Consider the following 24494-nt stretch of genomic DNA (forward strand, 5'->3'; position numbering starts at 1 on the left):
CACGTGGGGAGCGCGCGGCCGGCTGGCCGAGCGATGCGATGGCAGGGGAGGAACGCTTGCCGAAAAAAGGATTGGGGACCCTCGGCCCCACATGTCCGCAGCCTAGCTGACCCGATGGCCTTCCCGCACGAGCACCACCGGGCAGTCATCTCCGGTTTTCTCGACGTCAGCGGACAGGTCCGCGAACTGAAGGTCCACCGGTTAATGCGGGCCTTGCTCAGGTCGGCGGTGACCGGGCGCCGCGAAAGCGTGTAGGATCGTCGCCAAGCCACCGGAGAGGCAGCCATGCTCGATAAGACCCCGCGTTTCGTCCGCCTGAACAGTGACGACAATGTCGTCGTCTGCGTCGACCGCGTTGCCGCCGGGACGCAACTGGAAGGCGTGACGGCGGCCGAGCCGATACCGCGTGGCCACAAGCTGGCGACGCGCCGGATCGACAAGGGCGAGCCGGTGCGCAAGTTCGGCCAGATCATCGGGTTTGCCAGTTCCGAAATCGAGCCCGGCCGGCATGTGCACGAGCACAATTGCGCCATCGCCGACTTCGAGCGCGACTACGCCTTTGCTTCCGAAAACACATGGTCGCCGCCCTCGCTGGCCGGCCTGCCGGCGAGTTTTCGCGGCTTTCGCCGGCCCGGCGGCCGCGCCGGCACCCGCAACTACATCGCCATCCTCACCAGCGTGAACTGCTCGGCTTCGGTCGCCCGCTTCGCAGCACGCGCGGCCGTCGACAGCGGCATGCTGCGCGATTATCCGAATGTCGACGGCATCGCCGCCTTCACCCATGGTACGGGCTGCGGCATGGACAGCCGTGGCGAGGGTTATGACCTGCTCCAGCGCACGATCTGGGGCCACGCCGCCAACCCCAATGTAGGCGGCGCGTTGATGATCGGCCTCGGCTGCGAGGTCTTCCAGCTGCCGCGGCTTCTGGAAGCGTACGGTTTGAGCGAGTCGCCGACGTTTCGCACCATGACGATCCAGACCAGCGGCGGCACACGCGCCACCATCGATGCCGCGCTTGCCGCCATCGCCGACATGCTGCCGGCGGTCAACGCGGTCGAACGCGAGGAAATGCCGGTTTCGGATTTGACCCTGGCGCTGCAGTGCGGCGGCTCGGACGGCTATTCCGGCGTGACCGCCAATCCCGCGCTTGGCCATGCCGCAGACCTGCTGGTCGCAGCCGGGGGCACCGCCATCCTGTCGGAGACGCCCGAAATCTATGGTGCCGAGCACCTGCTCACCCGTCGTGCTTGCGACCGCGGGACCGGCGAGAAGCTTGTCGAGCTGATCCGCTGGTGGGAGGACTACACCGCCAAGCTCGACGGCAACATGAACAACAACCCGTCGCCCGGCAACAAGCTCGGCGGCCTGACCACGATCCTCGAAAAATCGCTCGGTGCGGCCGCCAAGGGCGGCACGTCGCCGTTGGCGGGCGTCTACCGCTACGCCGAACCGGTCGACAGGCGCGGCTTCGTGTTCATGGATTCGCCGGGCTACGATCCGTGCTCGGTGACGGGCCAGGTGGCTTCCGGCGCCAACATCGTCGCCTTCACCACCGGCCGCGGCTCGGCGTTCGGATGCAAGCCGGCACCGTCGATCAAGCTCGCCACCAATTCCGAACTCTATGCCAACATGACCGAGGACATGGACGCCAATTGCGGCGATATCCTCGACGGTGTATCGGTCGAGGAAAAGGGTCGCGACATCTTCCGCCTTCTGGTCGAGACGGCTTCGGGCCGGCGCTCAAAATCCGAACAACTTGGCTATGGCGACAACGAGTTCGTGCCCTGGCAAGTCGGCGCCGTGATGTAAGGGAAGCCTACTTCAGGCCCAGTTCGCTTTTCAGGCGCGGGCGCTGCTCCTTCGGCGCCTGGCTGTAGTCTCCCCACGGACGGTCGCGGCGGATGACGGCTTCCTTGACGCCGTGTTGCTTGGCGACGTTGACGAATTCCCGCCCTTCCGGCGTGTTGCGCATGATGCCGTCGAGGATCGGCCCGAGGATCTGCGTCGAGCCGAGCCCCATATTGTCGTAGGCCTGGTTGACGATCAGCTTCATCGAAATCAGCTGCGTCAGCGGAATCCGGGCGAGCCTTTCGGCCAGTTCCTGCACTTGTCGGTCGAGTTCCTCCAGAGGGCAGGAAAAATTGATCAATTCGATGTCGGCCGCCTCCCTGCCGCTGATGGATTCCCCGGTCAGCGCGTAATATTTGGCCTTGGCCAGGCCGAGGCGATAGATCCACATGCCCGAAAGGTGGCAACCCCACACGCGCGCATAGGGCGTGCCGATGCGGGCGTCGTCCGAGGCCACCACGAGATCGGCGCACAGGGCCATTTCCGAGCCGCCGCCCATGCAATATCCGTGGACCTTGGCGATCACCGGCTTGGTGCCCCGCCACAATCCCATGAACTGCGTCAGGTAGGATTTGTACGGGTTGACGACGAGGTTCACGTCCATCCCGGGGTCGTAGTTTTCCTCGACGATCTCCTCGTAATGCTCCAGGCCCGCGGAGAAGTCGAAACCGGCGCAGAAGCTGTCGCCCGCGCCGGCGAGGATGATGACCTTCACCTCGTTGTCCAGATTGGCCTCGCGCAATGCCGCGTCGAGATCGTTCAGCAGCGACGGGCGCAAGGTATTGTACTTTTCCGGGCGGTTCAGCGTGATCGTCGCGATCGCCCCGTGCTTCTCGTAAAGCGCCTGCTTGTCCATTTCCGTCCCCCTGATCGTGTTGATCCTTACCGAGCGGTAAGTTCACGTACTGCCTTACCGAGCGGTAAGTGTCAACTCTTTCCTTACCGATCGGTAAGTCGGCGTTGCGTCCCTCATGACAGTCGACTATCGTCGCCGCCATGCTCGAGGAACCGCGCTCCGGCGTTCACTCAGAAAGCGATGAAATCGATGGCACGCGCGCGCGACTGTTGGCCGTCGCCAAGCGGCAATTCGCCAGCTACGGCTTCTACGGGGCCAGCCTGTCCGGCATCGCCGGCGAGATTGGCCTGACCAAGCAGGCGCTCATCTACCATTTTCGCCGCAAGGAGGACGTCTATTCGGAAGTCTTGCGCGCAATATCCGAGCGACTGTCAGACCATGTCGACGGAATCGTCGCGGGTTCCGACGACCCGTTGGAGCAGCTCGAAGGCATTCTGCTGGGCCTGCTCGAGATGGGCAGGAACGACCCGGAAGAGCGCATCCTTCTGATGCGGGAAATTCTCGACAACCGGTCCCGCGCGCGCGACGCGCGGACCTGGTATCTCGCCGACTTCCTGAAGACACTGGCCGGGCTGTTGCAGCAGGCGGCCGGGCCGAGGCAGGTGAGCGCCTCGCAGGCCCGGGTGCTCACCTACCAGTTGCTCGGCAGCATCGAATATTTCCTCGTCTCCGACGAAACGCTGAAAGCCGTCTTCGGCGGCGAGGCGTTTCTGGCCATGCAGGCCGACTTTCCCGGCGAGCTTCGGCGGCTCATACGCAACGCGCTGACGCTGCCGTAGAGCTCGGTCGGCCTTGCCCGTGTTTTGGAAAATGGAGCGAAACGGCTCACATATCGCGACAGTGACAATGACGACCGAGCGGGATTACGCAGGAAAAATGCGTAAATGACGGAAACACATCTGAAACTGGCGTCGCCCCCTTGATGCACTGGACCGAAAGCGCAGAAAGTTCAGACGGTTATTGAGGCACCCGTGCGGCTGCTGGCCGTGCGCGGCCTGGGAACTACAGCGGAAGCGTCGATTTGCCGGGGGGCCGAATGGCGGCTGGCGCAGTAGTCAAATGCCTCACGCGCTCGACGCCGTAGCCCACCTCACTCGGTGCCTACTTCCTGCCCGAGACCCGAAACCAGGGTCTGCACGAGTGCGATGGCTCCGGAGATCGGCCTGAACTGTCCGGTCGCCGCATTGTCGACGTAAAAAGCCAACTTTGCGTGCCTGGCCAAAGGGCTTTGCGCATTGTCGGTGAGTGCCAGCACCTGCTTGCCGCTCAAATGGCAATCGACGACGACATCGACCACAGGTTCCGAATAGGGCTGAAAGGCGACCGCCACCAGAAGATCGTCGGGCCGCATGTTAACGACCTGCTGGGCGGCCATGCCGCCGCCGAAATCAAGGACACTGCACTGCCGCTCGGAGCGCGCCAGCCCGTAGGCAAGATAGGCGGAGATGGCGCGCGATCGCCTCAGCCCCGCAATGTATACGTGATTGGCGCTGCGCAGCATGGACACGGCGCGTGACAGGTCTTCAATCGAAACATTTTTCCTGAGTTCCTCGAGCGACGCCTCCAAGGCGCCCACCGATCCCTCGAGGATTGCGCCGAGGTCGGCAGGAGGCCGCGATGTCTGCGTCTCGTAGACCTGTTCGCGCATGTCGGCAGCGCCCTCGATCAGACGGTGGCGCAGGATCCGCTGCATTTCGGAGAAGCCGCTGTAGCCGAATTCCTTTGCAAAACGGATCAGCGTCGAGGGTTGCACCCCTAACTCTGCAGCAATCTCGGTGGTGGTGTTGAGTGCGATCGTATTCGGTTGTTCCAGAGTCGCACGAGCTATGCGCTGCAGGTGCCGGCTCAAAGTCTCGAATCTGTGGCGCACGCTTTTGCGCAGCGCATCGAACGTTTCCGGCCCTTCGGCCGATGCAGCGGTGGTCTGCTCGGGTGGTGAATTCTCGTTCAACGCCAATGGCCTCGCGAATCTCTGGCTGGTCATGCGCGTAGCCAAAGTTTCGCAAACGCACGCGCTTGACAAGGTCTGAAAGAAAATTCATTCTAATAGAAAATATTTTCTATATATGCGCTGGACGCCGGGAACGGCGGAGGCGAAGCAGAAAATGTCCAGGGAGGAACGCATGTCGAAAAAGCTTATTTCCCGTCGCTCACTCTTGGGGGCGACTGCCACGGGTGGCGCGATTGCCGCTTTTGCAGGGCCATGGAAGCACAATCGCGTATGGGCCGCAGGGTCTGACAAGCCGATCAAGATCGGCATCACGTCGGACGCCAGCGGCCAGTACGCCAATTCCGGCGCTAGCGACCGGCGCGGCATGATGATGGCCATCGACGAGGCCAACGAGGCGGGAGGCGTGCTCGGTCGCAAGATCGAGTTCGTGCACCTCGACACCGAGACGACGCCGGCAACCGGCAGCCGTGTCGCCGAACGTATGATCTCGCGCGAGGAATGCGGCTTCCTGATCGGCGCCGTGAGTTCAGGCGTCGCGAATGCGATCAGCCAGGTGGCGCAGAAATACGGCGTCATCTACCTGAACACCAACTCCAGTTCGCCATCGGAATCCGGAGCCAACTGCCATCGCGTCAAGTTCGTCTGGGACGGCAACGGCACCAATTTCGCCAAGGCCGCTGTCAAGAATGCCATCGCGACCTACGGCAAGAACTGGCTGCTGCTGACCAACGACTATGTGTGGGGCCACGACACCGCCGCGGCGACGCGCAAGTTGCTCGAGGAGTATGGCGGCACGGTCACGGAGGAAATTCTGGTTCCGCAGGGCACTCGCGATTTCAGTGCCGCCCTGCTCAAGATCCAGCAGTCGGGCCCGGATGTCGTGTCGGCGGCAGTCGGCGGCGACGACCAGAAGGCCATGCGCCAGCAGGTGGCCCAGCTCGGCATGGGAGAGAAGCCGGCCTGGATCAACAGCCAGCAGGATTGGCCGGATGTCTATGGCCTGCCGCTCGACAATCTCTTCGGCGTGTTCGGCACGACATGGTACTACAAGCTGGACCTGCCCGGCGTTGCCGACTTCGTCAAGAAGTACCAGGAGCGCTACCCCGATACGCAGATGCGAGTGCCCGGCAACGTCTTCTACAACGGCTACATGGCTACGCGTGAGCTGCTGGCAGCCATCGAGCGTGCCGGATCGACCAACAACATCGCCATCATCAAGCAGTTGGAAGGCCACAAGATGCCGGCGGCGGAACGCATGCAGCACGACGATGCGTGGATCGATCCGGTCACCCACCAGGTCCAGCAGACGATCTATCTGGCTACCGCGAACAGCGGGACGCAGGATGCCGACGACATGTTCAAGATCGTCAACCATTCCTCGCCCGACGCTGTACTCGACAGCGACGCCGCGGCTGCGTGCAAACTGGAATCTTATGAGGACACGCCGACCTTCGACGCGTAGTCTCCGAAAGATCCCATACATTGATCCGCGACCGGCCGCCGGCCGGTCGCGGATTCTACAGCCTGGAATATCATCACGATGATGGCCGTCCTGCCACATATTCTAAACGGCCTCACTCTCGGCCTGCTGTTTGCACTCATCGCGCTTGGTTTCACCCTGATCGTCGGCGTCATGGAGGTGATCAATCTCGCGCATGGTTCGCTGTTTGCGCTTGGCGCCTATTTCGCGCTGACCGTGCTGGGCGGCGACTGGCTGGGCGCCACCGCGGCGGCCGAGTGGTGGACGTCCCTGCCGCTGGCATCCCGCTACATTGCGGCGCTGATATTTGGCCCGATACTGGCGGCCGGTGCGGGCCTGCTTCTCGAAATGTGCCTGAGGCCGACATACGGCAAGGCACCGCTATACGGCCTGCTTCTGACGTTTGGCGCCGCACTCGTCATCGAAGAGGCAATTCGGCTCGTATGGGGCACCGGCGAGCAGCACCTGATGCTGCCGCGCTCCATCGACGGCGCGGTTTTCGTCGGCGGGCTGATCTACTCCAAGTACAAGTTTTTCGCCGCGGCGTTCAGCGCCGCGGCAATAGTCGCGGTCTGGCTGTTCCTGGAACGGACGCCGTATGGCGCGATCATCAAGGCGGGTTCGCATGACAGCGAAATGGTGCGTGCTCTCGGTTACGACCTTTCCCGCCTGCGCCTTCTCGTGTTCGGCTTCGGGGCGTCTCTTGCAGGGCTGGCCGGTGTCGTCATGGTGCCGATCTGGGGGCTGCGGCCGCATGTCGGCATCGACGTCGTCATCCCGGCATTTCTCATCATCGTTGTCGGCGGCATCGGCAGCTTCTGGGGCGCGGTGGTCGCGGCCATCATGGTCGGGCTGGCCGTCGGGCTGACCGGCGCGTACGCGGGCGCGTGGGCGACGATGTCGATGTACATCCTTCTCATACTGGTGGTCGGGTTCCGGAGCCGCGGTCTCCTCGGACGCAAGAGCGCCCTGGAAAACTGACCATGATCACGCTTTCCGACATTCCATCGCGTTCGCCCGCATCCCGCGCGCTTCCGATCGGCATACTCGCCGCCGCGCTGCTGACGGCACCCTGGTGGCTGCCCGCGGTCGGCCTCTACCAGTATCTCGGCATCGAGATCGCGATCTGGATCATCTTCGCGATGGGCTTCAACCTGCTGTTCGGCTATGCGGGACTGCATTCGTTCGGCCACGGAGCATATCTCGGCATCGGAGCCTATGCGTTCGGCCTGTTTCAGCAGCATGTCGCGATCAGCCTTTGGGGCGGCCTCGCGGCGGCGATTGCGGCCGCGGCGCTTGCCGGCGCCATTGTCGGCGCGTTCGTGTCGCACCGTCGCGGCATCTACTACGCGCTGCTGACGATCGGCTTCGGCCAGATATTCTGGTTCACCTCCATGAAGCTGCATTCGGTCACCGGGGGCGAGGACGGCCTGCTGGGAATCCCGCGTCCGCCGCTTGGCTTCTTCGGCGTCGAGGCCGATCTGAACCAGAACATTGCGTTGTTCTATCTTGCCGCCGCCTTTGTGCTCGTTTCGGTCTTCATTCTCTGGCGCCTCGCCAACTCGCCGTTCGGGCGCGTTCTGCAGGCGATCCGGCAGAATGAAACAAGGGCGCGTTTCGCCGGATACGACGTCTGGCGCTTCAAATGGGCCGCCTTCGTCATATCGGCCGTCTTCGCCGGCCTCGCCGGCGGGCTGTTCTCGATGGCGCAGCAGAGCGCCTACCCTGATGTGATGAGCCTTCACCAGTCCGGGCTGATCGTGATGATGGTGCTCGTTGGCGGCGGACTGGTCAGCTTCTGGGGGCCGGTGCTCGGCGTGCTGATCTACTTCATCGCGCGCGACGTGCTCGGCGGTCTCACCGAAACATGGCTGCTCTGGTACGGGCTGATGTTCGTGGTCATGGTCATGATCAGACCCGAAGGCCTCGCGGGCATGTTCCATCTTGCCGGACGGCGCGTCCGCGGCGCGCGCGCCAATCCCGAATATGCTGCGGAGAAGGTCTGATGGCGTTCTTCGAGGCGCACAATCTTCACAAGCGGTTCGGCTCCCGCGTGGTGCTGGAAAACGTTTCCCTTTCCATCCGGGAAGGGCAGGTGAGCGGCATCATGGGGCCGAACGGCGCGGGCAAAACGACCTGTTTTCACGTTCTGACCGGTCTGCATCGTCCGGATCGCGGCGAGATCTTGCTGGAGGGCCGCTCGATCGCCGGCCTGGCGCCCCAGCAGATCGCCAGGCTCGGCATTTCGCGCTCCTTCCAGATCATGAATCTGTTCGACGATTCAGTGGTCATCGAAAACGTCATGCTGGCCCTCCCGGAGTTCCGTGCGCGCCGCCTGAACTTCACCGGGAACGTGTTTGCAGAGACGGAGCTGGTCGATGCCGCGACCGACATACTCGACCAGGTGGGCCTCGCCGAGCGTGCATGGGACAAGGCGACCGCGCTCAGCTACGGTGATCGCCGCGCGCTGGAGATCGGCGTGGCGCTCGCCGCTCGGCCCCGGCTTCTTTTCCTCGACGAGCCGACATCGGGACTTGGCGCGGAAGCGACGCGCAATCTGGCCGCGCTCGTGCGGCGGCTGCGCAAGCGCTACACGATCGTGATGATCGAGCATGACATGCGTTTCCTGTTCGATCTCGCAGACCGCATCTCGGTCATCCACTGGGGTCAGGTGATCGCCGAGGGCACGCCGGACGAGTTGCGATCGAACAAATGGGTTCGGCGTTCCGCGCTCGGGGAGACCGCCGATGCTTGATGTCCGAAACATCGAAGCCTTCTACGGCGAGACCCAGGCGCTGTTCGGCACCTCGCTCACCGTGGGCGAGGGAGAAGTGGTCGCGCTGCTGGGACCGAACGGTGCCGGCAAGACGACGACCATCCGCTCCATCCTCGGCCTGACGCGCGCGCGGGCAGGCCGCATCAGCTTTGGCGGCAGCGACATCACGGCCTGGCCGACACATCGTATTTCCGGCCTTGGCATCAGCTGGGTGCCGGACGACCGGCGCGTCTTCCCCACGCTGACAGTGGCGCGCAACCTTCAGATCGCGCGGCGGAAGACCGGTTTCCGCTCATGGGAACTGGGGGAGATGTTCGCCATCTTCTCCGCGCTCGAATATCTGATGCCACGGGAATGCGAAAACCTGTCCGGCGGCGAAATGCAGATGGTGGCGATATCGCGCGCCCTGCTCGCTTCTCCGGGACTTGTCCTGTTCGACGAACCAAGCCAGGGGCTCGCGCCGAAGATCGTGCAGGACGTGCTTCGCACGGTGCGGCTGCTCAAGTCCGAAGGCATCTCGTCACTGATCGTGGAGCAGAACGCGCTGGCGGCACTCGAGGTCTCCGACCGCGCCTATGTGATGGATCACGGGCGGATCGTGCATGAAGGGCCGGCGCGCCAGCTTCTCGACGACGCGCAGTTGCGCCAGAGCCTGATCGGAATGTGACATGGAACCGATGCTTCAGGTCAAATCGCTGACGAAGGTCTACCGTCGCGGCCTGCTCAATCCGCGGGAGACGTTCCGGCTCGAGGCCGATTTCGCGATCGAAGAGCCGGCGATCGTCGGCATGATGGGGCCGAACGGCTCGGGCAAGACGACGCTGTTCGAGCTCATCACCGGCTCCAACAGCCCGACTTCGGGCAGCGTGACGGTGCGCGGCCGCGACATTCATCGTGTGCGCACGGACGAGCGCGACAGGCTGGCGATCCACTATCACCAATCCTATCAGGTCCGCAGCTTCCGTTCGCTCAAACCCAACGCGCTGATGGAGCGCGCCGGCAGCGACTATCCGCTGGTCCACCTGTTCGACGAACCGCAGTTCAATACGCAGGATGGCTATATCGGCTTCATGCTCGACTTCTTCCGCAAGCTGCGCCGAGAGGGCCGGCTGGTGTTCCTGTGCGTGCATCCGAACGAGCGCTTCCATCTGGAGATCATGAAGGAAATCTGCGAGCGCTTCGTCTTCGTGCAGCGCGGCTCCGTCACGCCCATTGCCGACTATGACAGCCTGATCGCACATGAGCCGTGCCGGGCATACCTTGCCGACCTCCTGACGGAGCGCGCCGCATGAGTGCCGCCTTCGGCGATAGCCCGATCAGGGTGGCGCTGGCCGGCGCTGGCATGATCAGCGTGTATCATCTGCGGGCCTGGCAGGCGGCGGGCATTCCGGTTGTCGCCGTGTGCGACATCGACCGCGGCAAGGCAGAAAGCCGGGCAGCGGAGTTCGGTATCGACCGGATCTACGACGATCCGGAGGCCTTGTTTCGCGACGGTGGCTTCGACGTTGTCGACATCGCCGCGTCGGTCGGCGCACATGCGCCGGTCACACGGCTCGCAGCGGACCAGGGCGTCCACGTCATGCTGCAAAAGCCGATGACCGAAACGGTCGCGGAAGCGGAAGCACTGGTCGAAGCCGTCGGTGATCGCGTGCGCTTCATGGTGCACGAGAACTACCGTTTCCGGCCGCACTACATGACCGTGCGCCGCTGGATCGACGAAGGCCGCATCGGGAAGGTCCGTCACGCCGCGATCTCCTGCCGCGGCTCCGGCTTGTGCCCGCGCGATGGCGCGGAGCCGTTCCTGCTGGAGCGGCAGCCCTATCTGCGGGGTTTCCGGCGCAATCTCGTCTTCGAAACGATGATCCACCATCTCGATGTCCTGCGTTGTCTGTGCGGACCGCTAAGGGTGATCGCTGCCCGCCTCAGCCGTTTGGCCGAGGACCTGCCCGGCGAGGATACGGCGGCCATCCTGCTCGAAGGCGATGACGGCCTGATCGCGACCGCCGATGGCTCGATCTGCGCGCCGGGCTATCCCCAACTGCATGGGGACAGGCTCGAAATCATCGGCACGCGCGCGACGGTCATCATGGATTACAACCGGGTCTACCTCGTGGGCGCCGAGGGCGAGGCGGAAGAGGTCGATCTGCTCGGCCGCTATCAGGAATGCTTCGACGCCGTGATCGCTTCCTTCCTCACCGGTCTGAGGCATGGCACCCCATTCGAGACGGACCGCCTCGACAATCTGGAGACCTTGCGACTTATGGAATCGGCTTACAGGGCTGCCGGCGTGGAGATCGCTGCATGAACAGGCCAGAACCCAACCTGACACCGGAGGTCGAATTTGGCGCCGTCGACCGGCTGTTCGACGTTACCGGCCTGCGTGTTTTCATTCCCGGTGGTTACGGCGCAATCGGCGAAGCAACTGCCTGGGCCTTCGCGCGGCGAGGCGCGGCAGTCGCCATTGCCGGCCGCGACGGCTCGCGTGCACAGGCTTTCGCAAAGCGCTTGCTGGACCACGGCGCAACTGCCGTCGGGCTGGAACTCGATGCGCGTTATCCCGACAGGATTGCCAAAGTCTCCGAAAGCGTGGCGGAAGCGCTGGGCGGTATTGATGTCTTGGTCAACTGCGTCGGCATCCAGAAGGAACAGGCGCTGCTAGAGGTGACCGAAGACGCGTTTGACGAGATCTACCAGATCAACCTCAAATCGGCGATGTTCCTCGCACAGTCAGTGGCGCGCCAGCAGATCGCCCAAGGCAAGGGCGGACGCCAGATTCACCTTCTTTCGGTGCGTTCGCAACTGGCGCTGCGCGGGCGCGGCTATTCGGGCTACTGCGCCACCAAGGGCGGGCTCGCCATGCTGGTGAAGCAGCACGCGATGGAACTCGCGCCGCACAACATCACCGTCAACGGCGTGGCGCCGACCTTCATTCAGTCGGAACGCATACGCAACCATCTCGAACGCGAAGATTTCCGCAACTTCATCCTCGAACGCAATCCGCTCGGCCGCATCGGCGAGCCGGTCGAGGTTGTGGGGCAGATCATCGCCTTCGCCGCACCTGCCGGGAGCTACATGACCGGGCAGATCGTCTTCGTCGACGGCGGGGTCACCGCAAGTCAATGACCAAGCGACCGCTACGCAGCGCCCGATGGTTCGACACCGACGATCTGCGCGGGTTCGGCCACAGGTCACGCCTGATGCAGATGGGCTACAGCCTGGACGACTGGAACGGGCGGCCGGTGATCGCGATCGTCAATACATGGTCCGACATCAATCCCTGCCACGCGCACTTCAGGGCGCGCATCGAGGATGTGAAGCGCGGCGTGCTGCAGGCCGGCGGCTTTCCGCTCGAGCTGCCGGCGATCTCGCTGTCGGAGAATTTCGTCAAGCCGACGACCATGCTCTACCGCAACCTGCTGGCGATGGAGACCGAGGAATTGCTGAGGTCGCATCCGATCGACGGCGCGGTGTTGATGGGCGGCTGCGACAAGACCACGCCCGGGCTGATCCTCGGCGCAATCAGCATGGACCTGCCGGCGATTTTCATGCCTGCCGGTCCGATGCTGCGCGGGAACCTGCGCGGCGAGGTCCTCGGCTCGGGGTCGGACGCCTGGAAATACTGGGATGAACGCCGGGCCGGCACGATCGGCGATGAGGAATGGCAAGCCGTAGAGGCGGGAATTGCCCGCTCATATGGCCATTGCATGACGATGGGCACCGCCAGCACGATGACGGCAATCGCCGAGGCGATGGGGCTGACATTGCCGGGCGCCTCCTCGATCCCCGCCGCGGATGCCAACCACATACGCATGGCATCGGAAAGCGGGCGACGGATCGTCGAAATGGTCAACGAGGACTTGCGGCCTACCGCGATCCTGTCACGCAACGCCTTCGAGAATGCGATAGCTGTCGCAATGGCCATGGGCTGTTCGACGAATGCGGTCATCCACCTGATTGCGATGGCCCGCCGAGCGGGCCACGATGTCGGACTGGACGATTTCGAGGCTGCAAGCAGGCGGGTTCCGGTCATCGCCAATGTCAGGCCATCTGGTGACCACTACCTGATGGAGGATTTCTACTATGCCGGCGGGCTACGCGCCCTGATGAACCGGCTCCGCGGGTTCCTCCACGCCGACACGATCACCGTCTCGGGACGCTCGCTCGCCGAGAGCTATGCAAACGCGGAGGTGTTCAAGGACGATGTCATCCGGCCGCTCGACAACCCGGTTTCGTCGGAACCGGCGATGGCCGTGCTCTATGGCAATCTGGCGCCTGACGGTTGCGTGATGAAGCCCTCCGCGGCCGACCCGCGCCTCTTGAAGCATGCCGGCCCGGCGCTTGTATTCGATTCCTACGCTGAGCTGAAACAGGGGATCGACGATCCGGATCTCGACGTGACGGCCGACACCGTACTTGTCATGCGCGGCGCAGGCCCGCAGGGCGGCCCCGGAATGCCGGAATGGGGCATGCTTCCGATCCCGAAGAAGCTGCTCAAGATGGGCGTGCGCGACTTGCTGCGCATCTCCGACGCGCGCATGAGCGGCACCAGTTACGGCGCCTGCGTCCTGCATGTTTCGCCCGAGGCGCATGTCGGCGGACCGCTGGCGCTGGTGAAGACAGGCGATGTGATCGAAGTCGATGTCGCGTCGCGGCGTATCGACATGCGGGTGAGCCAGGACGAGCTTGATAGCCGCCGCGCCGCGCTTCCGGCGACGCAGCCACGCTTCGGACGCGGCTATGGCTGGATGTTCTCGCGCCACATCATGCAGGCGCATGAGGGCTGCGATTTCGATTTCTTGCAGACTGGGTTCGGCCCCGCGCCGGGCGAGCCGGCCATTCTGTGACAGCGGAGCAGATGCCATGAATGCAACGACGCCGAGCCTCCTGATTGCCGGACGATTTCGCCCAAGCACGGGTCAACCGCCAGCGGAGGTGATCAATCCCTGTACCGAAGATGTGCTTTGGACGGCGCCGGCGGCAGGGCCGGACGAGGTTGCCGAGGCGCTGCACCACGCCCGCCAGGCGTTTCCGAAATGGGCGGCCGTGCACGGCTGGGAGCGTGCCAAGGTGTTGCGCGGCATCGCCCGCGCGATGGAACGGAAGAAGAGCGATATCGCGAGAGCGTTGTCGCTGGAAATCGGACGTCCGATCGCCCAGTCCGACGGCGAGGTGGCGATCGCGATCGAGCAGTTCGACTGGTTCGCCGGCGAGGCCGAACGGCTTTTCGGGGAGACGATCCCCTCGCGCCAGGGCGGGCGGCTGCAAGCCGTGCCGGAACCGGTCGGCGTCGTGGCGGCGTTCACCGCCTGGAACTTCCCCGTCAACCTGATCGCGCGCAAGATCGCGCCGGCGCTGGCCGCCGGCTGCCCGATCATCTGCCGCCCCTCCGAGCAGACGCCGCTCACCTCTACGCTGATCGCCGAGGCCTGCGTTGAAGGCGGGGCGCCCGCAGGTGTGGTGCAGATGCTGCACGGCAAGGCGGACATCGTTACGCCGCTGCTGATGGAGGCTGAGGAGGTTCGCAAGATTTCGCTGACCGGTTCCACGCGCGTCGGCAAGATGCTGCTGGCTGAAGCCGCGAAAACGGTCAAGCGCGCCTCGATGGAACTCGGCGGTCATGCGCCTGTGGTGATTTGCGAGGACGCCGATGTGGACGCCGCTGCCACCCAATGCGCGGCGTTCAAGTTCCGAAACGCCGGTCAGGTCTGCATCGCGCCCAACCGGTTCTATGTCCATGAGAACGTCGCCCAGCGGTTCAGCGACGGCATGGTGGAGGCAGCGCGTGCTCTGGTGCTGGGTGACAGCCAGGACACGGCGACAACGATGGGCCCGCTGACGCTCGCCTCGCAGCGCGACCGGGTGGAAAAACTGTCGGACGAAACTGTTGCCGACGGCGCCAAGTGCTTAACCGGCGGGTGTCGGCCAGCGAGCCGGAACAAGGGGCATTTCTTTGAACCGACCGTTTTCTCCGACGTGCCCGACGGCAGCCGCATCATGCGCGAAGAGCCCTTCGGCCCACTGGCGCCCATCGCCACGTTCCGAGATTTCGACGATGCGATCGAGCGTGCCAACTCCACGCCCTACGGTCTTTCCGCCTACGGCTTCACTTCAAGCCAGACCAAGGCGGAAGCGCTGAGCGCCAAGCTTCAGGCGGGCATGGTGGGCGTCAACACTTTCATGATCGCGCATGCCGAGGCGCCGTTCGGCGGCGTCGACCATTCGGGAATGGGTCGGGAAGGCGGGCGGCAGGCGATCCTCGACTACACCAATGTGAAGCTCACCCATTTCATGGCGGCCTGAACTCGGCACGGCCGAACTTGCCAATCCGTTGCGCGAGATATGGGCGGAGGGCCGCGCAGCGGCGAATGGCTGGATTGCCTGCCCTTCGATCCTGTCGGCCGAGGCGCTTGCGGCCGGCGGATGAGACGCGCTGACCGTCGACTTGCAGCACGGCACGGCGGATTACGCACGACTGCTGACGCTGCTGCCGGTGATCGAGCGTTTCGGGGGGCGCGGCACTGGTGTGCCATGGCTGGACGGGCGGCGTCTTCCTCAGTCGATTTCGATCAGTGCCTTGATGAGCCCGTTCTTCTGCGTTGCCCAGCGAGGGATATCCTCGGCTGCATCGCGCAGGCTGGTGCGATGTGTGATCAGGCGATCGACTGGAACCGTCCCATCCTTGATCGCCGCGATAACCTCTTCGAAGTCCGCCGACGTCGCATTCCTGCTTCCCAGCAACGTCATCTCCTTGCGGTGAAAATCCGGATCGGAAAACGTGATCGAATCCTTGACCACGCTGACCAGAACATACCGCCCGCCGTGGGCGACGCATTCGAAGCCGTTCTCCATAGCCTTCTGGCTGCCGGTCGCATCAAAGACGATGTCAAAGCCGTCGCCGTCGGTGACAAGGTCGAGTGCTTGTTGCGCATCGGTGCCGGCGGCCACGGTTTCCACCTTCGCAATCGTGCCCGCCGCAGCCGTACGCTCCGGATCGACATCGAGTATCGTCACGGACGCACCGGCTCGCGCTGCGAATATCGCTAGACCCAGGCCTATCGGGCCGGCGCCCACGACGAGGGCGCGATCATTGCCGGTCGTGCCGCCTCTACGCACGGCATGCGCGCCGATCGCCAGAAACTCGACCGTTGCGCATTCGTCGACGGTCAGTCCATTGGCCGGAATGAGATTCCCCGCCGGCAGGGCGAGCAACCCCGCCATTCCGCCATCCTGATGAACGCCCAGTACCGAGATCTTTGTACAGCAGTTCGGCTTCCCCGCCCGGCATGCCACGCACTGACCGCAGGACAGATAGGGATTGACGACACAGATGTCGCCGGCAGCGAAACCGGTACCAGCTGGTGCTTCCACGACCTCGACCGCAAGCTCGTGTCCCATGACCCGCGGGTATTCGAGGTACGGGTGCTTGCCTTCGAAAATATGATAGTCCGTGCCGCAAATACCGACCCGATGCGGGCGCAACAATGCCATTCCCGGGTTGGCCTTGGGGGCAGCCAGCTCGGTCAGTTTCAACTTGCCGGGCTCTAAACAAACGAGCGCTTCCACCGCCTGCCACTCCAGTAACAGCGTAAGTTGTTGACAGATTGAACGGGGGCCGGCGCTTTCCTCCGGCCCCCGGTTCGACTCACTTGAACTCTGCCATATTGTCCTTGGTGACAAGAGCGGCACCGGAGTCGATCAGCGACTCGACCTTCTCGCCACGAATGGCCTTGACCAGAGCATCTACACCCAGTTCCGCCATCTTGGACGGGAACTGCGCGACCGTTGCATCTTCGGTACCGGCCTCCAGCGCTTCTTCCTCGCCGCAGCAGAAGTCGAAACCGACGAGAACGATGTCGTCATTGGCGATGCCCGCATTGGTGATGGCACGGGCTGCACCTGCGGCAGGCGGTCCGCAGGCCGCATAGATGGCCCTCAGGTCGGGATTTGCCGTCAGCAGATCCTCGGCGACATTGATGCCGAGCTCTTCGGTGCAATTGGTGGCACCCCTGCCGACGATGTTGACGTTGACGCCCTCAAGCCCTTCCAACATGCCGTTGACGCGGTCATCGAGTGAGGGAACGCCCGGCACCCCTTCGAGAATGCCCAGTGTGTCGCCATCCTTCAGCACCGACTTCAGGTACCCACCGGCGATCTTGCCGGCGTTGTAGTTGTCGGTGGTGGCCAGTGCCGTGCGGCCATCCCAGTCCGGAATATTGTTGTCCATGAGAACAACCTTCACGCCCGCTTCGATCGCCTTGTCCAGTGTGGATGCGACGGTCGGATCGACGGGAGTGATCGCGATGCCCTGCACGCCCTGCGTGACCATCGATTCGATCAGGGCGATCTGCCCCTCGATGTCGGTGGCCGAGGTGCCCTGGCCATAGACGATTTCCACGCCGGGGTTGGCCTCGGCATAGGCCTTGGCGGCATTCTCCATCGTGGCAAAGAACGGAACCGGGAACTTCGTTATGAAGCCCAGCTTGATGTCCTCCGCCGATGCGGATCCAGAGCCTGCAAATGCAAGCGCCAGTCCCGCCAGTAGCATTCGTAGTTTCATCCTACTCCTCCCATTCTGGATCGCTTCAATCTGAACCGATCCCGCTCATCGCCGCCTGCGCGGCAGCGAATTCCTCTATGCCCCCGCACCCACGATCATTGAGACGAGCTCCTGCTGATTGGTGCGATCCGGTTTCAACTCGCCGACCTTGCGGCCCTGCAGAAGCACCACCGCGCGGTCCGCAAGCTCGATCACGTGTTCCATGTTGTGCGTAATCAGGATGATCGCCTTACCCTCGGCTCGCAGCTGAAGGATCAGGTCGAGAACCTTTCGCGATTCACGGAGCCCGAGGGCGGCCGTGGGCTCATCGAGTATGACGACCTTGCGGGCGAACATGGCCGCGCGGGCGACGGCTATAGCCTGCCGTTGCCCACCCGACATCAACGCCACGGGGGCATCGAACTTCGGTAGTTTGACCTTGAGCCGGTCGATTATTTCGGCCGCGTGGCTGTCCATCGCGCGGCTGCTGAGGAACCGAAGGCCGCGGGGCAGCCAGGCGGGGCCAGACAATTCCCGGCCGCAGTAGAAGTTCTGCGCCGGCGTCAGATTATCAAACAGCGCAAGGTCCTGGTACACGGTCTCGACACCCGCGCTCCGCGCGGCAGCCGGGGTTGAGATTGCGACCGGAACGCCGTCGATCTGGATTTCTCCTTCGTCGAGCGCGTGCACCCCGCTGATGCACTTCACGAGCGTCGACTTGCCCGCACCGTTGTCGCCAAGCAGAGCAAGCACCTCGCCGGCGTGCGCCGCCAGACTGACGCCCCTGAGAGCGTCCACGGCGCCAAAGCGTTTCCTGGCCTGATGCACAGCAAGGGCCGGTGTCGAGGTGTTCATCACGCCCTCCCAGCCTGCATGGTCCTGGCCCGCGCCTCGAGGTGGTTGCGCAGCACGTCGCCTTCCACGGCGATCACGATGACCAGGCCGATCGCAATCATCTGGAAGAAGACATCGACGCCGAGCAGATTGAGCGCATTGCGGATGACGCCGATCATCACCGCACCGATCAGCGCATGGCCAATGTGGCCGCGCCCGCCGAGGAAGCTCGCCCCACCGATGATGACGGCGGCGATCGTATCGAGTTCAAGCAGGTTGCCGTAGAGAGGCGAGCCTGCTTGCGTGCGGCCCGCAAGCACAACAGCACCGATGCCGGCGCACAGGCCGGAGATCACGTAAGCCGAGACGAGGACCCAGCGCACCGGGATACCCATCTGCACCGCCGCCTCAGGCTTTCCGCCGACGGCGTATGTCCACCGACCCCATACCATCATCCTGGTCAGCACCAGCAGAATTGCCGCCACGCCAAAAACGACGAAGAACGAATTCGGTGCGCCGAAGATCCAGGAGCCGCCCAGCGAGGAGACGAAATCCGGCATGCCGCGCATCGTCGTATGGCCGACCGCGAATTCGAGGGCCAGCCCCCGGCAGACGCTGAGCGTGGCGAGCGTTATGATGAAGGGGTGCGGCAAGCGTCCAAAGACGTAGACTATGCCGTTCACGGCGCCGACCAGCCCACCCGTCACCACCATCGCCAGTATGACGACAACAGACGAATCGGCCACACGGTAGGCGAGGGCGCCGATAACGGTGGCAAGCGCAAGGTTTGCCCCGACAGACAGGTCGATCCCGCGGGTCAGAATGACAAGATGCTGACCCATCGCAACGATCGCTATGACTGCCGTCTGGGCGAGAATGTTGCTGATGTTTCCCGGCTTGAGGAAGTGCGGGGTTAGAAAGCTGATGACGACGATCAGCGCGAAAAGGATCAGCAGCGGCCCGACGCTCAGAAGACGCAGCCCGAGCGATACTGCTGTCATACCTCTGCGAGGCGGCTCCGCCGCAAGAGAAGTGGGGGCAATTTCCCGTTGCTCACTCATTCCCTCGGGCAATCTCCAATAGATTGTATCTTATAGAGAAAAAACAATACTTGACCTCCCGTCAAATTGTTTTTTATGGATTAGGGTCAGAACAGAGCGGCTGATTACGTGAAAACCGACACCGTTTACAAACGCGCCTTCAACGATGCCGTGGATATTGTTTCCAAGCTCAACGACGGCGATCCGCTGCCGTCCGAAAACACGCTGAGCCGGGCACTGAAGGTCAGCCGCACGACCGTCCGGAAGATCCTTTCGACCTTGGACGATCGGGGGATGATCGGCGGCAGCGGTCGCCATCGCGTGGTCAGGTCGGTCAACGGGACGGTGCAACTGTTTCCCAAAGCGGAAACCGTTCCGATGGCCGCCCAGGTTGAAAAGCGCTTCATGGAATGGATGCTGCGCGACAATGCGCGCCCGGGCACGGCGATCAACGAACTGGAACTCGCGCGGCAGTTCGGGATGGCGACCACCGGCATCCGGGAGTTTCTGAACCGGTTCCAGCATTTCGGGCTCATTGAAAAGCGCCCGAACGCCGGCTGGGTTTTCAAGGGATTCACCGCCTCCTTCGCGCTCGAATTGTTCGAGATACGCGAAATGTTCGAACTCCGCTCAGCGCGAGCGTTCGGCGAGTTGCCGGCGAGTTCAGCCCAATGGGAAAAGATTGCAACGCTCCGTGAGGAGCATCTGGAACTCCTCGACGAGATAGAGCACCGCTATCACGATTTCTCGGACCTCGACAGCCGCTTCCATCAACTTATCAATTCGGCGGCGCCGAACCGCTTCATCGACGACTTCTACGACATCATCACGCTGATCTTCCACTACCACTACCAGTGGAACAAGCAGGATGAGCGGCACCGCAACGAAGTGGCTATTCGCGAGCACCTGACCTACATCGAGGCGCTGCTGAGCCGGAACGCTTCGATGATTGAGCTTGCCTGCTGCGCGCACCTCATGTCGGCCAAGGCGACGTTGCTGAGGTCGACATCGGGACACGATCCGGCGCCGGACCAAACGGCCAGGCGGCAAGGGCAGGTCGCGCCTCTCTGATCCGCGGCCGCTCGTGGCGCTCGCCGTCTGCGCGTCAGGTCAGGGCGGCGGCTGACTGTGGCGAACCCTACGACGATGATGGCTCCCGTGGCGACCAGCTGGATATTAGATCGGCACGTTGCGGATGTTCATGCGGTGGGCACGGGGGACCTCGCTGTGGCCCGAGGTGCGTTCTGAAAAAACCCATCGGCGCAAAGTCCGGTGCCCTGGATAGGATGTGCCGGAGGAGTTCGAACAGGCCATGGACTGGCACACCACCGGGGATGCGTCACGAACGATCGTGAAATAAATTTCATTGCATGAATTTTCTGCTAAAACGGTTGACTCTTCGGACGAGTGCTGTTTTTAGATTTCATCCTGCGATAAAATTCGCAGAATGAAATTTCTTGCGCAGGCCGGCTTGTCACACGATCGGGCCAAGGCAGGAAACCAAGCGGAGGATCAAATGAGCAGAATTGGATTGGCCGGGCTTCTTGCCGCGGCAACGGTGTCTTTCGGCCTTGCGTCGTCAAGCGGCGCGGCCGCCGAAAGCAAATTCCAGTGCGAGCCGGGAGAGACATTCGTGATGAACGTCATGGTATCGGCCCACCCCTATTGGGTGCCCGTCTACCAGGGCTTCAAGCAGGCGGCGGCCGCCATGGGCTGCGAAACCGCTTTTTCGGGCACGCCCGATTACGACATCACCAAGCAGATCGCCTCCTTCGAGCAGGACCTGATCAAGAAACCTTCGGGCATTCTGCTTCATCCCATGCAGTCCGATCCGTTTATCGAACCGATTGACCGGGCCATCGCAGATGGCGTCCAGGTGGTTACTTTTGCGGCGGATTCGCCAAACTCGAAGCGTACGGCTTACATCACTTCCGACAACCTCGCGGAAGCGAAATTCGCTGCCGAGGAAATCGTCAAGCAGGTCGGCGACAGCGCCGAATACGCCGTGCTCGAGAACCCCGGCCAGAGCAATCACGATTTGCGCGTGACCGCGCTGATCGACTATTTCGAGCAGAACTATCCCAACATGAAGCTGGTGGGCCGTCAGGCGACCAACCAGGACAGCAATGCCGCCTATCGCGCCACGGCATCCATTCTTCAGGCCAACCCTAACCTGAAGGCTATGTGGATTCCCGAAGCTGGTTCGGCAGAAGGCGCGGTCGCTGCCGTGCTTGAAGCCGATGCCGACGTGCTCATCATGCATGCCGACGTGACGCCGACCACGCTCGAGCACATCAAGGCCGGCAACATCCACATGTCGCTCAATCCCAACCAGGGCGTGCAGGGCTTCATGGGCTTCATCGCCACGTTCCTGGCGACGCGTCCCGAAATGTTCGATCCGTTCAACGACTACAAGGTGTCGGGCTACAACCCGATGCAGATTCCGTTCATCGATAACGGGTTCGCGGTCATCACCAAGGAGAACGCTGACTCCTTCGACCTCAACACGTACATGGAAGGTCGCGATCCGAGCTGAGCAGACCGCAGGAGCGATACCCGCGCCGCACCGCTTGCGGCGGCGCGGGCCTCAATGGCACCCACCTTTTTCAAGGCACGGCATGAACACCGCATCGAGCGAAACGATCCTGGCGATCACCGATCTCAGCAAGTCGTTCGGACCGATCCGCGCGCTGCGAAACGTCAGTTTCGAGCTTCGCCGTGGCGAGATTCATGCGCTGGCCGGGGAGAACGGCGCGGGCAAGTCCACGCTGATGAATATCATAGACGGCATATTGCAGGCGGACTCCGGTCAGATGTTCCTCGACGGGAAGGAGGTCCGCATAACCTCGCCGGCCATGGCTCAAAGCCTCGGCATCGGCTTCGTGCACCAGGAGATCGCGCTGTGCCCGGACGTCACGGTCGCCGAGAACATCTTCATGGGCGTTACCAGCACGAGCCGCGCCGCACTTATGGACTATCGCGGCATCGAGCGCCGCGCTGCGGAAATCCTGCGCCGGCTGGGCGACATCAATCCTTCCGCACTTGTTCGCAGTCTTTCCATATCGCAGCAGCAACTGGTCGAGATCGCCAAGGCGCTGACACTCGACTGCCGCGTGCTAATCCTTGACGAGCCGACCGCAGCGCTGACCGAGCGCGAGGCAAAGGTGCTGTTCGACATCGTTCGCGCATTGGCCAAGCAGGGCATCTCCATCATCTATATTTCGCACCGCATGGTCGAAATCTTCGAAAACTGCGACCGCGTCACGGTTCTGCGCGACGGGCGCTACATCAAGACGATGAACGTCGCCGACACCACGCCGCGCGACGTGGTCAGCGCAATGGTCGGGCGCGTCATCGACAGTCTATATCCCGAGAAGCAGAGCGACAGCGAGCGCTCCGAAGAGATCATCCTCGAAGTCCGAAACCTTAGCGAAAAGACGCGCTTCCACGACGTATCGTTCCAGCTTCGCAAGGGCGAAATACTTGGCCTTGCAGGTCTGATCGGCGCGGGCCGCAGCGAGATCGCGCGCGGCATCTGCCGGCTTGAGGGCGAGGTGACGGGGGAGGTCCAGTTGCATGGCAAGCCGTTGCGCCTGGCAAACTACGGCGAGAGCATCGACAGCGGGGTCGTCTACCTGTCCGAGGACCGCAAGGGCGACGGGCTGTTCCTAGAAATGTCCATCGCCGCCAACGTGTCGGCGCTGCGCGTCGAGCAGGTGGCGTCGCGCGGAATCATCATAGACGAGCATCGGGAGGCGGCGCTTGGCGAACGCCTGGGCGCAAGTCTCAACCTGAAATACGGCCATATCGGCCAGCCGGTTTCCGCGCTTTCGGGTGGCAACCAGCAGAAGGTCGCCATCGCCAAGATGCTGTCAGTGAACCCCCGCGTGATCTTTCTCGACGAACCGACGCGCGGTGTCGATGTCGGCGCCAAGGCGGAGATCCACCGCATCCTGCGCGACCTTGCGCGCAGCGGGGTCGGTATCGTCGTCATCTCCTCGGAACTGCCGGAGCTGATCGGCGTGTGCGACCGTGTACTCGTCGTGCGCGAGGGGCGCATCACCGGCGAGGTTTCGGGCGCGGACATGACCGAGGACCGCATCATGTATCTGGCTTCGATCGGCGAAGAGCAGCGTCTGGCATCATGAGCGGCGGAGGAGATCAGGTGACGGTGACAACCGCGACCCCCGAGAACGACGAAGGCACGCGAGGGACCGCCACTGGTCTCAGGCGGCTCCTTCGCATGCGCGAGACCGGGCTTGTATTCATCATCTTGGCGCTGTTCATCGCCATGTCCTTCGCGTCGGAATATTTCCTGACCTGGGCCAACATGCGCGCCATGGCGATGGCCTTCGCGGTCGAAGGCATCGTTGTCGTCGGAATGACCATACTGCTTATTTCCGGCGGTATCGATTTGTCCGTGGGATCAGTTACCGCGCTCGCGATGGTGATTGCCGGCCTGCTGTTTCTCAATGGGGTGGATCCGTGGTCCGCCTCGATTCTCGCCATCGCGGCATGTACCGCCATAGGTGCCGGTATGGGTTTCTTCGTCACCCGCGTCGGGCTGCATCATTTCATCGTGTCGTTGGCGGTCATGGTCATCGCTCGCGGGCTTTGCCTGCTCGGAACCGGCGGGCGGCCGCTTGGCTTGTTCACGCTGCCACCGGAGTTCAAGTTCATCGGCCAGGGATCGATCGGCATGATTCCGGTCGTGATCGTCATCTTCGTCGTGGTGGTCGTAGCCTTCGATTTCATGCTTCGCCGAACCACGATGTTCCGCAAGGTGTTCTACACCGGCAGCAACGAGAAGGCCGCCGCCTATTCCGGCATCCGGACCAAGAAGGTCGTGTTCCTGACGACGACGCTGTGCTCGGCGCTGTGCGGCGTTGCCGGCGTCATCTACATGGCGCGTTTCGGCTCGGCGCAGCCGACATTCGGCATCGGTATGGAACTAAACGTGATCGCAGCCGCGGTGATCGGCGGCGCCAGCCTGTCCGGCGGCACCGGAACGATCCTCGGCGCGATCCTCGGCACCATCCTGTTGTCGGTGGTTTCCAGTTCGCTCGCCCTGCTCGACGTTTCGGTCTACTGGCAGGACATCATTCGCGGCTCGATTCTGCTCAGCGCGGTGACGATCGACCACTACCTCAACAAGCGCCGCGGCTGAGCGCTG

22 protein-coding genes are annotated in these 24494 nt (G+C 63.0%); 16 read left to right on the plus strand and 6 right to left on the minus strand.

Annotated features, from left to right (window positions below; translation table 11 throughout):
- The first annotated feature begins 285 nt into the window (after positions 1-285).
- Entirely contained in the window at positions 286-1809 is a 1524-nt protein-coding gene (locus tag FQ775_RS05165; RefSeq protein ID WP_146298360.1) for a UxaA family hydrolase, read from the plus strand.
- 7 nt (positions 1810-1816) lie between these two features.
- Here the strand turns inward: FQ775_RS05165 and FQ775_RS05170 are convergent, their stop codons facing one another.
- Positions 1817-2704, minus strand: a complete 888-nt coding sequence (locus FQ775_RS05170) for a crotonase/enoyl-CoA hydratase family protein (protein WP_146298361.1) — start codon at positions 2702-2704, stop codon at positions 1817-1819.
- A 140-nt stretch (positions 2705-2844) separates the two neighbouring features.
- Here FQ775_RS05170 and FQ775_RS05175 point away from each other — a divergent pair, with 140 nt between their 5' ends.
- The gene (locus tag FQ775_RS05175; RefSeq protein WP_146298362.1) at positions 2845-3483 is read left to right on the plus strand and encodes a TetR/AcrR family transcriptional regulator; all 639 of its coding nucleotides are present in this window, start codon (positions 2845-2847) and stop codon (positions 3481-3483) included.
- Between the two features lie 311 nt (positions 3484-3794).
- On the opposite strand, the gene FQ775_RS05180 is transcribed toward FQ775_RS05175, so the two are convergent.
- The gene (locus tag FQ775_RS05180) at positions 3795-4688 is read right to left on the minus strand and encodes a MurR/RpiR family transcriptional regulator (protein ID WP_146298363.1); all 894 of its coding nucleotides are present in this window, start codon (positions 4686-4688) and stop codon (positions 3795-3797) included.
- Between the two features lie 139 nt (positions 4689-4827).
- On the opposite strand from FQ775_RS05180, the gene FQ775_RS05185 reads away from it, so the two are divergent.
- The 10 genes from FQ775_RS05185 (at position 4828) to FQ775_RS05230 (ending at position 15211) form a co-directional block, all read left to right on the plus strand.
- Complete coding sequence (locus tag FQ775_RS05185; RefSeq protein WP_146298364.1) at positions 4828-6117, plus strand: ABC transporter substrate-binding protein; 1290 nt, start codon at positions 4828-4830, stop codon at positions 6115-6117.
- A gap of 78 nt (positions 6118-6195) precedes the next feature.
- The gene (locus tag FQ775_RS05190; RefSeq protein ID WP_146298365.1) at positions 6196-7116 is read left to right on the plus strand and encodes a branched-chain amino acid ABC transporter permease; all 921 of its coding nucleotides are present in this window, start codon (positions 6196-6198) and stop codon (positions 7114-7116) included.
- Positions 7117-7118: 2 nt separating this feature from the next.
- Complete coding sequence (locus FQ775_RS05195) at positions 7119-8141, plus strand: branched-chain amino acid ABC transporter permease (RefSeq protein ID WP_146298366.1); 1023 nt, start codon at positions 7119-7121, stop codon at positions 8139-8141.
- Entirely contained in the window at positions 8141-8890 is a 750-nt protein-coding gene (locus FQ775_RS05200) for an ABC transporter ATP-binding protein (RefSeq protein ID WP_146298367.1), read from the plus strand. Before FQ775_RS05195 ends, FQ775_RS05200 begins: the two co-directional genes overlap by 1 nt.
- Complete coding sequence (locus FQ775_RS05205; protein WP_146298368.1) at positions 8883-9578, plus strand: ABC transporter ATP-binding protein; 696 nt, start codon at positions 8883-8885, stop codon at positions 9576-9578. Before FQ775_RS05200 ends, FQ775_RS05205 begins: the two co-directional genes overlap by 8 nt.
- A gap of 1 nt (position 9579) precedes the next feature.
- The gene (locus FQ775_RS05210; RefSeq protein WP_146298369.1) at positions 9580-10203 is read left to right on the plus strand and encodes an ATP-binding cassette domain-containing protein; all 624 of its coding nucleotides are present in this window, start codon (positions 9580-9582) and stop codon (positions 10201-10203) included.
- Entirely contained in the window at positions 10200-11216 is a 1017-nt protein-coding gene (locus tag FQ775_RS05215) for a Gfo/Idh/MocA family protein (RefSeq protein WP_146298370.1), read from the plus strand. The genes FQ775_RS05210 and FQ775_RS05215 overlap by 4 nt, the downstream gene beginning before the upstream one ends.
- On the plus strand, positions 11213-12034 hold the full coding sequence (locus FQ775_RS05220; RefSeq protein WP_146298371.1) for an SDR family NAD(P)-dependent oxidoreductase: 822 nt from the start codon (positions 11213-11215) through the stop codon (positions 12032-12034). The genes FQ775_RS05215 and FQ775_RS05220 overlap by 4 nt, the downstream gene beginning before the upstream one ends.
- Positions 12031-13755 carry an L-arabinonate dehydratase gene (gene araD, locus FQ775_RS05225; RefSeq protein WP_146298372.1) on the plus strand — a complete coding sequence of 575 codons (1725 nt, stop codon included), beginning with the start codon at positions 12031-12033 and terminating at the stop codon, positions 13753-13755. The genes FQ775_RS05220 and araD overlap by 4 nt, the downstream gene beginning before the upstream one ends.
- A 16-nt stretch (positions 13756-13771) precedes the next feature.
- Entirely contained in the window at positions 13772-15211 is a 1440-nt protein-coding gene (locus FQ775_RS05230) for an NAD-dependent succinate-semialdehyde dehydrogenase (protein ID WP_167812765.1), read from the plus strand.
- A 252-nt stretch (positions 15212-15463) separates the two neighbouring features.
- Here the strand turns inward: FQ775_RS05230 and FQ775_RS05235 are convergent, their stop codons facing one another.
- The 4 genes from FQ775_RS05235 to FQ775_RS05250 all read right to left on the minus strand — a co-directional run bounded on the left by FQ775_RS05235 (position 15464) and on the right by FQ775_RS05250 (position 19282).
- Positions 15464-16474 (minus strand): zinc-binding alcohol dehydrogenase family protein, encoded by a 1011-nt coding sequence (locus FQ775_RS05235; protein WP_146298374.1) that lies wholly within the window; start codon positions 16472-16474, stop codon positions 15464-15466.
- Positions 16475-16553: 79 nt separating this feature from the next.
- The gene (locus FQ775_RS05240; protein ID WP_146298375.1) at positions 16554-17468 is read right to left on the minus strand and encodes a sugar ABC transporter substrate-binding protein; all 915 of its coding nucleotides are present in this window, start codon (positions 17466-17468) and stop codon (positions 16554-16556) included.
- Positions 17469-17543: 75 nt separating this feature from the next.
- The gene (locus FQ775_RS05245) at positions 17544-18302 is read right to left on the minus strand and encodes an ATP-binding cassette domain-containing protein (protein ID WP_146298376.1); all 759 of its coding nucleotides are present in this window, start codon (positions 18300-18302) and stop codon (positions 17544-17546) included.
- Entirely contained in the window at positions 18302-19282 is a 981-nt protein-coding gene (locus tag FQ775_RS05250; protein ID WP_146298377.1) for an ABC transporter permease, read from the minus strand. The genes FQ775_RS05245 and FQ775_RS05250 overlap by 1 nt, the downstream gene beginning before the upstream one ends.
- A 168-nt stretch (positions 19283-19450) precedes the next feature.
- Here FQ775_RS05250 and FQ775_RS05255 point away from each other — a divergent pair, with 168 nt between their 5' ends.
- From FQ775_RS05255 to FQ775_RS05270, 4 genes are all read left to right on the plus strand, one after another.
- Positions 19451-20392 (plus strand): GntR family transcriptional regulator, encoded by a 942-nt coding sequence (locus tag FQ775_RS05255; RefSeq protein WP_146298378.1) that lies wholly within the window; start codon positions 19451-19453, stop codon positions 20390-20392.
- Positions 20393-20837: 445 nt separating this feature from the next.
- Positions 20838-21857: a substrate-binding domain-containing protein gene (locus FQ775_RS05260; protein WP_146298379.1), complete on the plus strand. Its 1020-nt coding sequence runs from the start codon at positions 20838-20840 to the stop codon at positions 21855-21857.
- 82 nt (positions 21858-21939) lie between these two features.
- Positions 21940-23469 carry a sugar ABC transporter ATP-binding protein gene (locus tag FQ775_RS05265; protein WP_146298380.1) on the plus strand — a complete coding sequence of 510 codons (1530 nt, stop codon included), beginning with the start codon at positions 21940-21942 and terminating at the stop codon, positions 23467-23469.
- A gap of 95 nt (positions 23470-23564) precedes the next feature.
- On the plus strand, positions 23565-24488 hold the full coding sequence (locus FQ775_RS05270; RefSeq protein WP_246730348.1) for an ABC transporter permease: 924 nt from the start codon (positions 23565-23567) through the stop codon (positions 24486-24488).
- The last annotated feature ends 6 nt before the right edge of the window (positions 24489-24494 follow it).

The organism is Nitratireductor mangrovi (genome assembly GCF_007922615.2).
Taxonomy (GTDB): domain Bacteria; phylum Pseudomonadota; class Alphaproteobacteria; order Rhizobiales; family Rhizobiaceae; genus Mangrovimarina; species Mangrovimarina mangrovi.

Excerpts from the sequence above, each read along its gene's own strand:
- FQ775_RS05165 (WP_146298360.1), top strand. The coding sequence starts at position 286 with ATGCTCGATAAGACCCCGCGTTTCGTCCGCCTGAACAGTGACGACAAT.
- FQ775_RS05170 (WP_146298361.1), bottom strand. The coding sequence starts at position 2,704 with ATGGACAAGCAGGCGCTTTACGAGAAGCACGGGGCGATCGCGACGATC.
- FQ775_RS05175 (WP_146298362.1), top strand. The coding sequence starts at position 2,845 with ATGCTCGAGGAACCGCGCTCCGGCGTTCACTCAGAAAGCGATGAAATC.
- FQ775_RS05180 (WP_146298363.1), bottom strand. The coding sequence starts at position 4,688 with ATGACCAGCCAGAGATTCGCGAGGCCATTGGCGTTGAACGAGAATTCA.
- FQ775_RS05185 (WP_146298364.1), top strand. The coding sequence starts at position 4,828 with ATGTCGAAAAAGCTTATTTCCCGTCGCTCACTCTTGGGGGCGACTGCC.
- FQ775_RS05190 (WP_146298365.1), top strand. The coding sequence starts at position 6,196 with ATGATGGCCGTCCTGCCACATATTCTAAACGGCCTCACTCTCGGCCTG.
- FQ775_RS05195 (WP_146298366.1), top strand. The coding sequence starts at position 7,119 with ATGATCACGCTTTCCGACATTCCATCGCGTTCGCCCGCATCCCGCGCG.
- FQ775_RS05200 (WP_146298367.1), top strand. The coding sequence starts at position 8,141 with ATGGCGTTCTTCGAGGCGCACAATCTTCACAAGCGGTTCGGCTCCCGC.
- FQ775_RS05205 (WP_146298368.1), top strand. The coding sequence starts at position 8,883 with ATGCTTGATGTCCGAAACATCGAAGCCTTCTACGGCGAGACCCAGGCG.
- FQ775_RS05210 (WP_146298369.1), top strand. The coding sequence starts at position 9,580 with ATGGAACCGATGCTTCAGGTCAAATCGCTGACGAAGGTCTACCGTCGC.
- FQ775_RS05215 (WP_146298370.1), top strand. The coding sequence starts at position 10,200 with ATGAGTGCCGCCTTCGGCGATAGCCCGATCAGGGTGGCGCTGGCCGGC.
- FQ775_RS05220 (WP_146298371.1), top strand. The coding sequence starts at position 11,213 with ATGAACAGGCCAGAACCCAACCTGACACCGGAGGTCGAATTTGGCGCC.
- araD (WP_146298372.1), top strand. The coding sequence starts at position 12,031 with ATGACCAAGCGACCGCTACGCAGCGCCCGATGGTTCGACACCGACGAT.
- FQ775_RS05230 (WP_167812765.1), top strand. The coding sequence starts at position 13,772 with ATGAATGCAACGACGCCGAGCCTCCTGATTGCCGGACGATTTCGCCCA.
- FQ775_RS05240 (WP_146298375.1), bottom strand. The coding sequence starts at position 17,468 with ATGAAACTACGAATGCTACTGGCGGGACTGGCGCTTGCATTTGCAGGC.
- FQ775_RS05245 (WP_146298376.1), bottom strand. The coding sequence starts at position 18,302 with ATGAACACCTCGACACCGGCCCTTGCTGTGCATCAGGCCAGGAAACGC.
- FQ775_RS05250 (WP_146298377.1), bottom strand. The coding sequence starts at position 19,282 with ATGACAGCAGTATCGCTCGGGCTGCGTCTTCTGAGCGTCGGGCCGCTG.
- FQ775_RS05260 (WP_146298379.1), top strand. The coding sequence starts at position 20,838 with ATGAGCAGAATTGGATTGGCCGGGCTTCTTGCCGCGGCAACGGTGTCT.
- FQ775_RS05265 (WP_146298380.1), top strand. The coding sequence starts at position 21,940 with ATGAACACCGCATCGAGCGAAACGATCCTGGCGATCACCGATCTCAGC.
- FQ775_RS05270 (WP_246730348.1), top strand. The coding sequence starts at position 23,565 with ATGCGCGAGACCGGGCTTGTATTCATCATCTTGGCGCTGTTCATCGCC.